This window comes from Mycobacterium paraffinicum (assembly GCF_001907675.1).
GTDB lineage: Bacteria > Actinomycetota > Actinomycetes > Mycobacteriales > Mycobacteriaceae > Mycobacterium > Mycobacterium paraffinicum_A.
This window is the reverse complement of the sequence record NZ_MPNT01000006.1, coordinates 94,800-108,800: the sequence shown is the minus strand read 5'-3', so window position 1 is coordinate 108,800 and position 14,001 is coordinate 94,800. Positions and strand designations below refer to the sequence as shown.

At 66.0% G+C, this 14,001-nt stretch carries 12 protein-coding genes; 5 read left to right on the top strand and 7 right to left on the bottom strand.

The features are described 5' to 3' along the window. Positions 1 to 4: 4 nt before the first annotated feature. Genes BRW65_RS09095 through BRW65_RS09080 form a run of 4 tightly spaced genes read right to left on the bottom strand, consistent with a single transcriptional unit; the run spans position 5 to position 4,920 of the window. Positions 5 to 1,561 (bottom strand): class I adenylate-forming enzyme family protein, encoded by a 1,557-nt coding sequence (locus tag BRW65_RS09095; protein ID WP_073873709.1) that lies wholly within the window; start codon positions 1,559 to 1,561, stop codon positions 5 to 7. Next, the gene (locus BRW65_RS09090) at positions 1,558 to 2,760 is read right to left on the bottom strand and encodes an acyl-CoA dehydrogenase family protein (RefSeq protein ID WP_073873707.1); all 1,203 of its coding nucleotides are present in this window, start codon (positions 2,758 to 2,760) and stop codon (positions 1,558 to 1,560) included. Before BRW65_RS09090 ends, BRW65_RS09095 begins: the two co-directional genes overlap by 4 nt. Further along, positions 2,757 to 3,716, bottom strand: a complete 960-nt coding sequence (locus BRW65_RS09085; protein WP_073873705.1) for an acyl-CoA dehydrogenase family protein — start codon at positions 3,714 to 3,716, stop codon at positions 2,757 to 2,759. The genes BRW65_RS09090 and BRW65_RS09085 overlap by 4 nt, the downstream gene beginning before the upstream one ends. 7 nt (positions 3,717 to 3,723) lie before the next feature. Continuing rightward, entirely contained in the window at positions 3,724 to 4,920 is a 1,197-nt protein-coding gene (locus tag BRW65_RS09080; protein ID WP_073873914.1) for an amidohydrolase family protein, read from the bottom strand. A gap of 249 nt (positions 4,921 to 5,169) precedes the next feature. On the opposite strand from BRW65_RS09080, the gene BRW65_RS09075 reads away from it, so the two are divergent. Beyond that, complete coding sequence (locus BRW65_RS09075; protein WP_073873703.1) at positions 5,170 to 6,282, top strand: acyl-CoA dehydrogenase family protein; 1,113 nt, start codon at positions 5,170 to 5,172, stop codon at positions 6,280 to 6,282. After that, on the top strand, positions 6,282 to 7,184 hold the full coding sequence (locus tag BRW65_RS09070) for a TIGR03619 family F420-dependent LLM class oxidoreductase (protein WP_073873701.1): 903 nt from the start codon (positions 6,282 to 6,284) through the stop codon (positions 7,182 to 7,184). Before BRW65_RS09075 ends, BRW65_RS09070 begins: the two co-directional genes overlap by 1 nt. Before the next feature lie 7 nt (positions 7,185 to 7,191). Here the strand turns inward: BRW65_RS09070 and BRW65_RS09065 are convergent, their stop codons facing one another. Then, positions 7,192 to 7,629 carry a nuclear transport factor 2 family protein gene (locus tag BRW65_RS09065; RefSeq protein ID WP_073873699.1) on the bottom strand — a complete coding sequence of 146 codons (438 nt, stop codon included), beginning with the start codon at positions 7,627 to 7,629 and terminating at the stop codon, positions 7,192 to 7,194. Between the two features lie 50 nt (positions 7,630 to 7,679). Here BRW65_RS09065 and BRW65_RS09060 point away from each other — a divergent pair, with 50 nt between their 5' ends. The 3 genes from BRW65_RS09060 to BRW65_RS09050 all read left to right on the top strand — a co-directional run bounded on the left by BRW65_RS09060 (position 7,680) and on the right by BRW65_RS09050 (position 10,077). Continuing rightward, positions 7,680 to 8,309: a cysteine hydrolase gene (locus BRW65_RS09060; protein ID WP_073873697.1), complete on the top strand. Its 630-nt coding sequence runs from the start codon at positions 7,680 to 7,682 to the stop codon at positions 8,307 to 8,309. A 101-nt stretch (positions 8,310 to 8,410) separates the two neighbouring features. Continuing rightward, positions 8,411 to 9,604, top strand: coding sequence for an amidohydrolase family protein (locus BRW65_RS09055; protein ID WP_073873912.1), 1,194 nt, complete (start codon positions 8,411 to 8,413; stop codon positions 9,602 to 9,604). Then, positions 9,601 to 10,077, top strand: coding sequence for a MaoC family dehydratase (locus tag BRW65_RS09050; RefSeq protein ID WP_073873695.1), 477 nt, complete (start codon positions 9,601 to 9,603; stop codon positions 10,075 to 10,077). Before BRW65_RS09055 ends, BRW65_RS09050 begins: the two co-directional genes overlap by 4 nt. A 48-nt stretch (positions 10,078 to 10,125) precedes the next feature. Here BRW65_RS09050 and BRW65_RS09045 read toward each other — a convergent pair whose 3' ends face one another. Next, a complete protein-coding gene (locus BRW65_RS09045) occupies positions 10,126 to 12,516 on the bottom strand; it encodes a CaiB/BaiF CoA transferase family protein (protein WP_073873693.1) in 2,391 nt (796 codons plus the stop codon). After that, on the bottom strand, positions 12,513 to 13,973 hold the full coding sequence (locus tag BRW65_RS09040) for an aldehyde dehydrogenase family protein (protein ID WP_073873910.1): 1,461 nt from the start codon (positions 13,971 to 13,973) through the stop codon (positions 12,513 to 12,515). Before BRW65_RS09040 ends, BRW65_RS09045 begins: the two co-directional genes overlap by 4 nt. Between the last annotated feature and the right edge of the window lie 28 nt (positions 13,974 to 14,001).

The following is a 14,001-nucleotide window of genomic DNA, read 5'->3' as shown; positions in this document are numbered from 1 at the left end:
GGAGTCATAGGCTCCCGAACCGGGTCCGTAGTTCGGTCTTGAGCACCTTGCCGGTGAGGTTGCGAGGCAGCGCATCGACGATCTCGAGTCTTTCGGGCGTCTTGTGCTTGCTCAGCCCTCGGGCTTGGCAATGTTCGGAAACCGAGGAGAGCGTCACCGCCGTGCCCGGGCGAGCGACGACGACAGCGCACACCCGTTCGCCGGTCCGCTCATCGGGTACCCCGATGACCGCGACGTCGGCGACCGCAGGGTGGCTTGCCAGCACGCCCTCGATCTCGAGCGCCGAGATGTTCTCCGCGTTGCGGATGATCGCATCCTTGATCCGCCCCGTCACGGTGACGTTGCCTTCGTCATCGATGCGGCCAAGATCGCCTGTGCGGAACCATCCGTCGTCGTCAAACGCTTGGGCATCCAAGGACTTATCGACGTAGCCCAGGAAACACGGTGGCCCCTTGAGCCGCAGCTCCCCCTCCACGCCACACCCGACTTGCCGCTCGGATTCGTCGACGACGCGTACCGCGACCCCCGCAACCGGTTTGCCGACGGTGTGATCCAACAGCTCCGGAGGACCGTTCGGCGCCTGAGAAGTGGCGACCGGGAACTCGGTCAGGCCCCAGGAATTGGCCACCCCGTTGACTGAAAACACCTGTCGCACCTCACGACTCAACTCGGGGGTGATGGGCGCACCACCGCCGACGCAGCCACGCAAATCGGGATAGAGCGGTTCGTCGCCGTGCTTCGCCTGCGCCGCCATGAAGGCGACGAAGAACGGGGTGGCGCTGCCCAACAGAGTTGGGCGGTGCGCAGCGATGGCGAAGGGGGTCTCGACGGAATCGAAGGCGTCGAACAGCACCAGCAGCATGCCGGTATGTAGGCCGGCGGCGAGCATCGCGGCTCCCCCGATGTGCGACACCGGAAAAGCGATCGGGTTGACATCGCTGCTGGAGGCGCCCACGATACCGACAACCCCTGCCGAGCCGGCGATGACCGAGCGGTCGCAGTGCCGCGCGCCTTTCGGAGCCGCCGTGGTGCCCGACGAATAGTAGATCCACCGCGGTTCCTCGCCGGAGTGCGGCGGTGGAGGCAACGCCGCCGGATCGCCGGCCGGCAGTCTAAGTGCGCTGGTGATGGGCGCATTGTGGTCGATGACCACCACGGACATGGAATGGTCAGCGCCGATCTTATGCGCGAGCGCGGTGTGGTCGAAATTGCGCCACACCCCGGGAACGATCATGACGTCGGTCGCGAGTTGCGTTGTAACAAAACGTAGTTCATTCTCCCGCCAGATCGGCAGTACCGGGTTCTGGACGGCGCCGAGGCGCGCCAACGCCACCATGACGACCATCGTCTCCAGCGTGCTCGGCAGTTGCCACGACACGACCGTTCCCGCACCAATTCCCCGTTGCGCCAGTGCCGCTGCACACGTCAGCGCGGATTCGTGGAGCTGTCCGCACGACAGCGTGCGCCCGTGGTCGTCGACGAGGATCACTCGATCGGGATGCGCTCGCGCTGTCGTTTCGACGAGGGACCAGTAGGTCCGCGCCGCGGGGTATGCGGTCATCGGCTTGGCAAGCGCAATCGGCGCTTGGCAAGAATGTTGCGCATCATTTCCGAACTGCCACCCGAAATGGTGTAGGCCCGAGACCACAGCCAGCATTCACGCAGGCGTTGTTTGGCTTGTTCCACATCAGGGTTCCCAGCCCCCTCGATAATCGTCGTCGCCGCCAGCTCCGCGCCATACGCCGCGACCCGGTGGTAGGTCTCGGCGAAGCTCAACTTCGCGATCGAGCCGTCTCCGGGCTGTTCGTCACCCGATGTCAGCCGTTCCACATGATCGTCGATGAACGCCTTTGCCACTTCGGCCTCGACGGCCAACTCGGCGACCTGCTGGCGGATGTCATCCGAGTCCAGCGCCGGCGCGCCGTCGATGAGCGACTTGCCGGCCACCGTGACCAGATCGTCGATCAACAGTTCGAGCAGGATGACGTTGCCGCCGATACCGAATCGTTCAAAGTCCAGGCCCGCCATGATGATCGACCAGCCCTGGCCCACTTCGCCGATCAGGCTCTGAGCGCCAAGCCTGACTCCAGTCAGGAAGACCTCGTTGACCTCGATCGCGTCACCGATCGTGCGGATCGGGCGGATCTCGACACCGTCGGCGGACAGCGGCACGGCAAAAACCGATAGGCCGTGGTGGCGCGACGACGCCGGGTCGGTGCGGATCAGGGCGAGGCCCATGTCGGCCCAGTGCCCGTCGGTGATCCAGGTCTTTTGTCCGTCGATGAGCCAGCCGCCATCGGCCTGGTGCGCACCGCGGCTGCGTATTGCGGCGATATCGCTACCGGCATCGGGTTCACTGAGCAGTTGGCACCAGACCTGTTCGCTGCGCCGGATGGGAGGCAGCAGCCGCCGCTTCTGCTCGTCGGAGCCGAAGTGCAGGAGCACGTGAGCGGCGAGGTTTACCTGGTCCACCGGACGTGGTGCGCGGGCACGCAGGATTTCCTCGCTCACGATGCGATCGTGCAGCGGGTGGTGATCGTCGCGACCACCGTATTCGACCGGCCAGTCCGCGCCCGCCAGCCCCGCCTCGAAGAGGCTGGCGAACCACGCGCGCAGCAGGGCCTCTTGTTCGGCAGTCTCGGGTGCCCGGTGGCCCTCGCGCGCTTCGATCGGCGGCGCGTGTTGGGCGATGTGGGCCCTGACCCGCTCCCTGAAGTCGGCCAGCTGCGCGTCAGTGGGCCGGTTCCCGAATACGCTCACCAACCCGACACCTCCGCCACCACCGCCCGACTCGAGCGCGTCGTACCTACCAGATGACCGTTGGTGAAGGCGCGACGCAGCTCGTGGTGCAGCGGATACTCCCACGTGAAGCCGATCCCGCCCGACAATTGCATGCACTCGTCGATGGCGGCGGCGGCCTTCGCCGCGACGAACGCGTGCGCCGCCGCCGTCAGCAAAGTCGCCCTTCCGTCGGCCGAAGCGACCGCCCGCGCCGCCCTCATGATGACCGCGCGCGCCTTGACCTCGAAGACAAGCAGTTCCACGAGCCGGTGCTGAACCGCTTGAAAGCTCGCGATCGGCACCCCGAACGCGATGCGCTCCTTGAGGTATGCCGTCAACCGTTCCAGGGTCATCGACACCGCACCCACGGAGTCGGCGGCAATAAGCAACCGAGCCACGGCGATCAACTCGTCGGCCCGTTCCGGAGAACCGATCAACTCGCTGGGCGCGTCCGTCACGTCGATACGCCACACCGTTCTGGTCACGTCCAGCAGATCGGCGTCCAGCTCGAACCGGTCGCGATCCAGGTCGCGGAGGAGGTGAATTCCGTTGCCTCCCAGCGTAACGACAATGTCGACCTGGTCGCCGCGAATGATCCGTGCGGCCTCGCCCACGGTGGCGAAGCCAGCCGTCACGGTGCCGGCGAGCAGGCCAGGCAGCCACTGTTCCCTGACGTCCTCGGGCGCGGAGGCGAGCGCCGCGGCAGCCATCACGGTCCCGAACCACGCCGACCCGTCCTGCGCTCGCCCGAGCTCCTCGGCCACGACGCAGGCCTCGACCGGACGCCAGCCGACGCCGCCCACCACCTCATCGACGAGCAGCCCGGTCCAGTCCATCGCCGCAAGGTCCTTGACCGTTCCCCTATCGCCGCGCTCGGCCAGAAACTCCCGTGCCGACGCCCTCAACAGGTCGAGGTCGACGTCCTCGTCTGCCATCGGGCTGTTAGCTGCGGGTGAGCAGCTGGTCGGCGTTGTCACGCATGATCCGCCGCTTGGCGGCATCGTCGAGCGGATCGAGCAGCTTGGCGAACTCGGACGGCACGGCGAGCCCTTCGGCGTGCGGATAATCCGAGCCCATCACCAGGCAGTCGTCGTAACCCAGACCCGCGACGACCGCGGGGATGTCGTCCTCGGGATACGGCACGACGCGGACGTGGCGACGGAAGATCGCCGACGGGCGCTCCGTCAACTTGCCACCGATCCACGGTCCGTTGCGGCCCATGCCCCGGCTCTTGTCCATGTGCCTGACGAAGAACGGCACCCATTCCGCCCCGTGCTCGGCGACGAGGACTTTCAGACCGGGGAACCGGCCGAAGAGGTTGTCGAAGATGAGGGCGGACAAGGTCTCCTCGATCGGCCGCTGCCCGTAGATGTTCATCCACTGCCACGCCGACATGTGCCAGGAGGCAGGGTCCGGGTTCTGTCCCCACGCGGGCGAGATCGCATTGAAGTACCAGAACGGCATGATGTGGAACACCACGACGCAGCCGGCCTCCTCCAGGCGTGCATAAACGGGGTCGAAGTACGGGTCGCCCGGCGACCGGCCATAGGCCGGCCCCGTCGGCAGCAGCACGAACTTCGCACCCTGGGCGATGATCGCCTCCGTCTCCGCGATCGCAGAATCCAAGTCGCGCAACGACATCAGCGCCGTGGCATAGATCCTGTCTTCGTAGTTGAAACCCCACTCCTCGTCGAACCATCGGTTGAACGAGCGCAGGTTCGCATACAGTGCCGGGGTGTCATCGACATAGTGTTCAGCTGCCAGCGCCATACCGCTTGGATAGATGACCATACGCTCGATGTTCTGGTCCGCCATGACGGCCAGGCGTGCGGCACGCTCGACGAATTCCGGTTGCATGGGCTGCGGCTCGTAGGACTCCTCAGGGTTGCCCGATCCCATTTGCTTGAGCATCTCCTTGAGCGAGCCGGGCCGGTAAGCGACGTCCAGGCCCAGGCCACCCTCGCTGTTGAAGGTGGCGACGCGATGCCCCGCCAGGATCACCTCGACGCCGTCCGCGCCGCGCACGGTGGTGATCGCCCGGTCCCGGAACTTTTCGGGCAGGTAGCGGGTGAACGCATCCCGGGTCTCGTAGCAGTGGGTATCGCAGTCAAAGATGCCGTAATCGAGTTTCGTCGTCACCGCGTCGCTCCCCTTCATTGAGAATGCAAATTCTCTATTTTCAAAAAACATACTATCCTTGTGCGGCAATGGCTATCCCGGGGCGGATGGCCGAAGCGCTTGAGCAGCAGGTCGCGGCGGCTCCGCCGCGACCGCACCGAGGAGACATGGCACCTTCACAATCCCTGGCGTACAACGGGATCGGGCAGGCGGCGACGCAAGTATCCATTTGCCCCAATTCCGCGACGCGGCTGAGCGGGCAGGCCGACCGTGCCCAGCAGTGAGCTCGACGAACTCCGCAGCGTCGTGCGCGACTACCTGACGACCGCGTCGCCCAGCGAGACCGTGCGCAAGTTGATGATGACGGACACCGGCTACGACGAGACATCGTGGCGCCAGATGGCCGGCGAGTTGGGCCTGCACGGCATCGGCGTTCCCGAGCAGTGGGGCGGAGCGGGTGCTGGCATGGCCGAGCTGGCGGTGGTCTTCGAGGAAATGGGGCGCACGCTGCTGTGCTCGCCTTTTTTCGCCACGGTGGCCCTGGCGACCCAGGCCATTCTCGCCAGCGGCGACGATGCCGCGGCCGAAGAGTTCGTCCCCGGGTTCGTCGACGGCTCCGCCACCGCGACGCTGGTCCTCAACGGCCGCCTTGACGCCTGGGACCCCGCCGCCGTGACGCTGCGGGCCGATCGCAGCGGCGCGATCTACCGGATCCACGGAGAGGCACCGCTGGTGATCGATGGTCACACCGCGGACATCATCCTTGTCGCGGCCAACACCGAGTCCGGCATCTCGCTGCTGGCGATTCGGGCCGGGGCAGAGAGGGTTCACCGCACGCCGCTGGCCGGACTCGACCGCACGCGCAAAGTCGCCCGGCTGGAGTTCCGCGGTGCGCATGCGGCTTTGATCGGCACGGAGGGGGCCGCGGCCGACTTCCTGGCACGCACTTCCGACCTCGCCATCGTGGCGCTGGCCGCGGAACAAGTCGGCGCAGCGCAACGCTGCCTCGAGATGGGCGTCGACTACGCCAAGCATCGCATCCAGTTCGGTCGGCCAATCGGCAGTTTCCAGGCGATCAAGCATCGGTGCGCGGACATGCTGGTTCAGGTTGAGGGTGCGCGTTCGGCGGTGTCGCATGCGGCCGAGGTGGCTCACACCGACGACCTGCCGACCACCGCATCGGTCGCGAAATTGGTGTGTTCGGAGGCCTTCCTCCACGTCGCGCTCGACAACATGCGCATCCACGGCGGTATCGGCTTCACCTGGGAACACGACGCCCATCTTTTCGTCCGCCGCGCCAAGGCGGCCCAGTTGATCTTTGGCGGCCCGGATTATCACGCCGAACGCCTGGCCACGCTCGTCTCCGCAACGAAGGGACCCTAGTGACCGTTTCTTTCTCCCTCGAACTGCCGACCCAGCGCGTCGAGGCGGTAGACGAATTCGTGACTGCCGATGCCATTGCCGACATCGCCCGCGCGGCCGAGGCAAGCGGGTTCCACGCGGTCCATGTCACCGATCACCCCGCACCAGATGCGAAGTGGCTCGACCACGGGGGGCACCACGCCCTTGATCCGTTCGTCGCGTTGGCGTTCGCCGCCGCCGCAACGACCCATGTCAAGCTGCTGACCAATGTGTACATCGCTGCGTATCGCAACCCGTTCCTCGGCGCCAAATCGATCCAAAGCCTGGCGGTGCTGTCCGGGGGGCGGCTGATCCTCGGCACCGCCGCGGGCTACCTGAAGCCCGAATTCAAAGCCCTGGGAATCGATTTCGACAACCGCGGCGCCCTGCTCGATGAGGCGCTCGATGTGCTGGCCAAGGTGCTCACCGGCGAAGACCTCGCCTACGACGGAACGTCGTTCGCCGCCCGCGGTGTCCGGCTGCGCCCGCTGCCCGCGAGTCCACCCCCGGTCTGGGTCGGCGGCAACAGCAAGGCGGCGGTTCGCCGGGCGGTGTCGCGCGCTCAGGGGTGGGCGCCGTTCAATACGTTCGGCTACGCGGCGGCGTCACGCACCGCGGAAATCTCGACGATCGATGAGTTGCAGCTCGCCATCGATTGGGCCAAGCAGTACGCGGCCGAGATCGGCCGCACCGCACCGCTGGACATCTGCTTCTCGGCGGGAAACTTGTTGGACGACAGCAGGTCCGCCGAGGAACGTCACGCGACCATCGCACGGCTGAAGAAGGCCGGGGTCACCTGGCTCACCATCGCGCCGTCCGGCACCGACCGGGCCGAGCTCATCGACCGCTCCCGCGCCTTCGCCGACGAGTTCATCACGGGGTGACGCGTTGTCAGGCCATCAGACTGCCGGCGGCGAAGGCGTCCACCATGATCCGGCGATGGGCGAACAACCAACGACCGTTGACGGGTGTCAGCACGTCGCGGTAGCGGCCCCAGTGGTCGAGCCCGATGTCGGTGTGGACGGCGAAGTAACTGCTGACCTCGACCCTGTCGCGAGCCACCGACTCGAACCGGACGCTGGAGAGGTGGTGGCGGACATGGGTCGGCGCCGGCCGCCCCGGTTCTCCCGGCCGCGTCACAGCTTCGCCGAGGCCCGCCTCGATCTCCGCGGGTCCCGTCAGCGGCTCAGCACCTCCAGTGAATTCCAGCACGCCCTCGTCGCCGAAGCACGCCGCCAGGGCGCGAAGATCGAATCGATCTGTGGCCGCGGTGTAGTCAGCCAACGTCTGCCGCACCGACTCCCGAACCTCGAGCTCCCACGCCTCCACCGGTCCTCCTCTCGAAAATTCCCTCCGGCGACACGATAACGTCTATTCTCATGCCGCAACCAAGCCTGAAAGACCTGATCGATCCCGCCAGCACCGCGCTGGTCACCCAGGAATGCCAGGGCGGGGTGATAGGGCCGCAGGCCGGCCTGCCGCTGCTCGCCGAAGAGGCCCAACGCGAGGCGGTGCCCAACATCGTCAACCTGGTCGAGGCCGCCAGGGCGGCCGGCGTCACCGTCGTGCATTGTCTCATGCAGCGGCGCCCGGACGGTCGCGGCTCCAACACGAACGCCCGGCTGTTCGCGGCCGCCAAGTCCTTTCCCGTCGACCTGACGCCCGGCAGCGCCGGGGCATCGGTGCTGCCCCAGTTGGGTCCCGCCGACACCGACCTCGTGCTCACCCGCATCCACGGCGTCGGCCCGATGTGCGGGACCGATCTCGACTCTGTGCTGCGCAACCTGGGCGTCAAGACGATTGTTGGGGTGGGCGTTTCGGTCAACGTGGCAATCACGAATTTCGTCATGGACGCGGTCAACCGCGGTTACCAGTTCGTGTTGCCACGCGATGCGGTCAGTGGATTCCCGCGAGAGTACGCGGATGCGGTCATCGACAACACGCTGTCCCTGCTGGCCACGGTGACCACGTCCGGTGCGGTTGTCGACGTGTGGAATGCGTTGACCTGACCGATAACACCACCCCACGCCTGGATGTTACGCCCCGAGGATGATAACGTCGTTCTCATATAGCGTAAATGATCATATTCGCTGCCCAGGAGGAAAGTCCCGTGTCTTCCCGTTCCTTGCCCTATCCGGTTTTCGACATCGATAACCACATGTACGAGACGACGGACGCGCTCACCAAGTACCTCCCGAAGGAGCACCGCGGAAAGGTCGGTTACGTCGAGGTCAATGGCCGCCCCAAGCTCGTCGTCAAGGACCGCATCAGCCACATGATCCCGAACCCGACGTTCGCGCGGGTGGCGAGGCCGGGCAGCGCCGAGGACTATTTCCTGGGGAACAACCCCGAAGGTTTGAATTTCCGCGAATTCATCGGCGAGGCAATGGATGTCATACCCGCTTACCAGTCGCCCGCCCCCCGACTGGAGCTGATGGACGAGCTGGGCCTGGACCAGTGCGTGATGTATCCGACCCTCGCCAGCCTCATCGAGGAGCGCACCACCGACGACGTCATCCTCACCCACGCGATCATCCACGCGCTCAACGAGTGGATGCACGAGCACTGGACGTTCAACTACCACGAGCGGATCTTCGCGACGCCCGTCGTCTGCCTTCCGATCGTGGACGAAGCCATCAGGGAACTGCACTGGTGCCTCGAGCGCGGTATGAAGACATTCCTGGTTCGGCCCGCGCCGGTGCCGAGCCGCTTCGGCGGCTCGCGGTCCATGGGCCTGCCCGAGTTCGACCCGTTCTGGGAAGAGGTCGTCAACGCCGGCATCCCCGTCACCATGCACGCCTCCGACAGCGGCTACCAAAAGCACCTGATGGAGTGGGAGGGCGGCGAGGAGTACCTGTCCTTCGCGCCAAGTGCCTTGCGCGAGGTCGTGATGGGCCACCGGGCCATCGAGGACACCTTGGCCGCGATGATCTGTCACGGCGCCCTGTCACGCTTTCCTGATTTGAAGATCTTCTGCGTCGAGAACGGCAGTGGCTGGGTGCGCAACCTGCTCGAGCAGCTCAACACCGCCTACAAGATCATGCCCAAGGAGTTCGACGAGCATCCCGTCGAGGTGTTCAAGCGCAACATCTACATCCACCCGTTCCTCGAAGACGACGTCAAGGGCATCATCGACATCATGGGCGAGGACCACGTGATGTTCGGCTCCGACTTCCCTCACCCCGAGGGCATCGGCGACCCGCTGAGCTTTGTCGACCGGCTTGACGGCGTCTCGGAATCGGCCAAGGCGAAGATCATGGGAGGCAACGCTATTGAGCAGCTGGGGCTCAAGGTTCCGGCATGACCCAGGCGCGCACGTCGCCTACCGAGTACGACGGCGTCGCAGGCTTTGAGGCCCACGTCGGCGATCACCTGGGGTATAGCGATTGGCATCGAGTCACGCAGCAGGAGATCGATCTCTTTGCCGAGGCTACCGGTGACCACCAGTGGATCCACGTCGACCCGGAGAGGGCGGCGAGCGGCCCGTATGGCAGGACCATCGCGCACGGCTACCTGACCTTGTCGCTGGTGCCCGTACTGGTGCAACAGATCTACAAAGTGACGGGATTGGCGATGCAGGTGAACTACGGCTCGGACAAGCTTCGGTTCCCCGCGCCGGTGCCGGTCGACTCCCGCATCCGGGCCGGGGCCGAGTTGCTGAAGGTCGATCGCACCGACAAAGGCGGACGGGCCACGGTGCGCGTCACGGTCGAAGTCGAGGGCAACGACCGGCCGGCGTGTGTCGTGGACACGATCGCGGCGATGGTCGACGCCTGAGCAAGCAACGCACACGGTCGCCATAGCGGCCGATGGCAGTTCGCAATCCTACGCGTTGAGAACCCGTTGCCCGATGACGCTTTGCTCGCGCAATGCGGTGATCTCCGCATCGGACAGTCCAAGCGCTCCCAGCACCTCGGCGTTGTGCTGGCCGAGTGTCGGCGCCGCGGTCCGGTGATGGTGCGCCGGGCCCGGCGAAATCTGAAAAGGCCAGCCGGGAAACCTCTGTCGCCCAGTGATCGGGTGGATTAGATCCTGATAGAAACCGCGCGCATCGAGTTGCTCGACGTCATACATCTCGGCGGCCGCGAGTAATCGCTCGGCTGGGACGCGGTGCCGGACAAGCGTTGCCACCAAGTCCTCGGCGGGTCGCCTGCACGTCCAACTCGCGACCACCTCATCGAATTCGTCGTGGTGTTGCAGGCGAGCTTCCGAAGTCGCGAATCGCGGGTCGTCTCGCAGCTCGTCGCGATCAATGGCGCCCAGCAGCGCAATCCAGTCATTGTCGTTGCGCACGGAGATCGCGACCCATTCGTCGGCGAGAGCCGTCGGATAGACGCCTTGGGCCCACACGCGGTGGCGGTTCCCCTCGCGCGGCCGCACCGTGCCCGTCAGGGAATACTCGATCACAGGTTCGGCGGTCACCGCAGCGCCAACCTCGATCTGCGCAACCTCGATGAGCTGGCCCTCACCGGTCCCCCGCCGGTGCTCGAGCGCGGCCAGCAACGCCACACATGCATGTACGCCGACGATCGGATCGGCGGGGCCCTGCAGGTTGCACGGCGGGCCATCCGGGTAACCGGTCACGGCCGACATCCCGGACACCTGTTCGATGTTCAGCGCCCAGCCCACATAGTCGCGCCACGGCCCCTCCAGGCCGAATCCGGGCATCCGCACCATGATCACGTCGGGATTGATCGTCGCGATGCTCTCGTAATCGAGCCCGAACTGTTCGACCACACGCGGGGAGAAATTCTCGACTACCACGTCGGCTTCGGCGGCCAGGCGCAGGGCCAACTCGCGGCCGGCGGCGGAAGTGAGGTCAAGGGTGATGTCGCGTTTGTTGAGATTCGTTCCCTGCCAAAGTGGCCCGCGTTCGTACCAGTCGTCCCCTTCGCGCAGTAACGATCCCGAGTAGCGGTGGCCGTCGGGGCGCTGGATGGATTCGACCTTCACAACGTCAGCCCCGAAGCCGCCGAGGTAGCACGTCAGATACGCGCCCGCCCAGAAGGTGCTCAGGTCGAACACCTTCAACCCGGTGAACGGCAGGGCGACATTGGGGACGACTTCGTCCCGGCTGCGTGCACCGCGCTCGTCCCAGGCGGCCTGCGCGTCTCTTCCCAGGGCTGGAGCGGGCAGCGGTGGCGGGACCGGTGTCTTCGAAAACCGAAACGGCGCTCCGGGTCTGGTGAATTGCCATCCGTCGGCGGCCGCCTCGATGAAGAACCCCCGCTCTGCGTACTGTGGACAGGCGAGTATGGTGTCGCCTTCAGTGACCGGCGCGGCGGGTATCCGCATGGCCTGACTCAGGTCCACCAGATCGGCAACCGTCATCGAATCGAAAAACGGCTGCGCCTTGGCAAAAAACTCGCCGCGCTCGGGCCCACCGAGCATGACCGCGAGTTGATGCTCGCCGAACTCGGGCAACCCGACCATGGCGCACACGTCCAGCCAGTGCTGACCGGTCAGGCAGTTGATGCCGATCCAGCCATCGGCCGCCCGCACGATCCCGAGCATCGGTGCGGCTTTGGAGTTCGTAGGCAGCCCAAGGCTTTTGAGCCGGGCCGCCATCAGCATGGGGTAGGGCAGGGTCGACAGCAACGACTCGAACATCGAGACGTCAACCTCGACGGGCCGGATCGTTCCGGCCGCGGCGATTCGCAGTGCCGTCAGCGCGCCGAGCGCAGCATACGAGCCCGCGATGTATTCCGGGATCCGGGCCCCTGCCTGTACCGGAGCCCGTTCGGGGTCGCGCACGTTGACCCATCCCGCGGCCGCCTGCAGGGTCAATGGAGTCGTTACGCGATCGCGCAGCGGCCCCTCCTGGCCGAAGCTCGAGATTCGCACGACGACGAGCTTGGGGTTGATCCGGCCAAGGGTCTCCGAGTCCAGGCCCCACTCCAAGCGGGCGGTCGACCCTGCCGGCAAGTCCTCGACGAGTACATCCGCCGTCGAGATCAATTCGTGTACGGTCGCGAGCCCGTTCTCCCGGCCGAGATCGACTGTAGCGCCATGCTTTCCAGCGTTCAGGTACTCGAACAGCCCCCCTTGGTCCGGATCCGCCGAGCCGGACGGGCCCCAATGGCGCAACGGGTCGCCCGCCGGCGGCTCGATCTTGCACACGTCGGCGCCCAGATCAACGAGCAGCTTCGTGCAATAGGGCCCCGCAATCTCGGAGGCGAGCTCGACGACGCGCAATCCCGTCAGCGGCCGGTTCACGCGGGTATCCCGATGGCCTTTGGCTCCATGTAGGCCCGCAGTCCCATCACACCGCCCTCCCGGCCGATCCCACTCTGCTTGAAGCCACCGAATGGCGCGTCCCCGGGAATCGTGCCGTTGACCGACACCTGCCCGGTCCGGATCCGGCGAGCGATGCCCACCGCACGGTCGATGTCGCTTCCCCACACCGCACCACCGAGGCCGTAGGCCGAGTTGTTGGCGATGGCGACCGCGTCGTCGTCGTCGCGGTACCGCAGCACCGTCAGGACGGGTCCGAACACCTCCTCCTGTGCGATGTGGGAATCGGCCGAGACATCGGTGAGTATCGTCGGCTCGAAGTAGAAGCCGCTGGTCAGATCCTTCGGACGAGCTCCTCCGGCCACCACCGTCGCACCGTCGGCTTCAGCGCGTTTGACGAAGCCCTCGACGCGATCGAGATGCTCGCGGCTGATCAACGGTCCCATGGTGACCGCCGGATCGACGGGGTCGCCGATCACGACCGCACGGGCCAGCGCGGCGAGTCGGTCCACCACCTCGTCGTGGATGGCATCCGGCAGCAGCAGCCTGCTGTTGAGGATGCACGCCTGGCCGGCATGCATCGTGCAGCCCTCGAACAGCAGCCGCTCCATCAATTCGTCGCCGATGTCGACGTCGGGAAGCAGGATGGTCGCCGACTTTCCGCCGCATTCCAGCAGGACGCGCTTCATGGTGGTCGCCGCGCCCGCCATCACATCGCGGCCGACGACCGAGCTGCCGGTGAAACTGACCATGTCGACCCTGGGGTCCAGGGTCAGGTTTCTGCTGGCCTCCACGCTGGTCGGTGTCACCACGTTGACCACACCCGGCGGGATGTCGGTGTCCTCGTGCACGATTCGGGCGAGGGCGAGCCCCGCGAGCGGCGTCAGCGGTGATGGCTTGAGCACGAGCGTATTTCCGGCAGCTAGCGCCGCGCCCAATTTCATGACGTTGAGGGTGTGCGGGAAGTTCCACGGGGTCATCGCCGCCACCACGCCGAGCGGTTCGTAGCGCAACAGCGTGGTGCCCGCGGCACCCCAGGCATCCAACGGCGCCTCGGCGGGTTCGACCGCCAGCTCAGCGGCATGACCAACCATGAATACCGGACCGTCCACGTGAATAAGCCGCTCGTTTGCCGAACAGCCCCACTCCGCCTGCGCCAGGGCGTAGATCTCCTCGCCCCTGGCCAGCAGTGCGTCGCTGAGCTGCTGCAGGCATCGCGCACGCTCGGCGGGCTCGGCCGCCGGCCACGGACCCGTGTCGAAGGCAGTCCTCGCCGCAGCGATCGCCTGCCCGACCTGCGCAACGCTGGCATCGGGCGCGGTCCCAATCACCGTCTCGGTCGCGGGGTTGATGACGTCGTAACGCCCACTGTCCGGGTCGGTCCACCGTCCGCCGATGTAGTGCCCCTCAGCGTCGAGGAGGGACCGAGACCCAGCCATCATCCGCCTGCCTTCCCTGACTGCTTGC

What these genes read in the sequence shown, in the direction of transcription:
- BRW65_RS09095 (WP_073873709.1), bottom strand. Translation starts at nt 1,561, where the DNA reads ATGACCGCATACCCCGCGGCGCGGACCTACTGGTCCCTCGTCGAAACG.
- BRW65_RS09085 (WP_073873705.1), bottom strand. Translation starts at nt 3,716, where the DNA reads ATGGCAGACGAGGACGTCGACCTCGACCTGTTGAGGGCGTCGGCACGG.
- BRW65_RS09060 (WP_073873697.1), top strand. Translation starts at nt 7,680, where the DNA reads ATGCCGCAACCAAGCCTGAAAGACCTGATCGATCCCGCCAGCACCGCG.
- BRW65_RS09050 (WP_073873695.1), top strand. Translation starts at nt 9,601, where the DNA reads ATGACCCAGGCGCGCACGTCGCCTACCGAGTACGACGGCGTCGCAGGC.
- BRW65_RS09040 (WP_073873910.1), bottom strand. Translation starts at nt 13,973, where the DNA reads ATGGCTGGGTCTCGGTCCCTCCTCGACGCTGAGGGGCACTACATCGGC.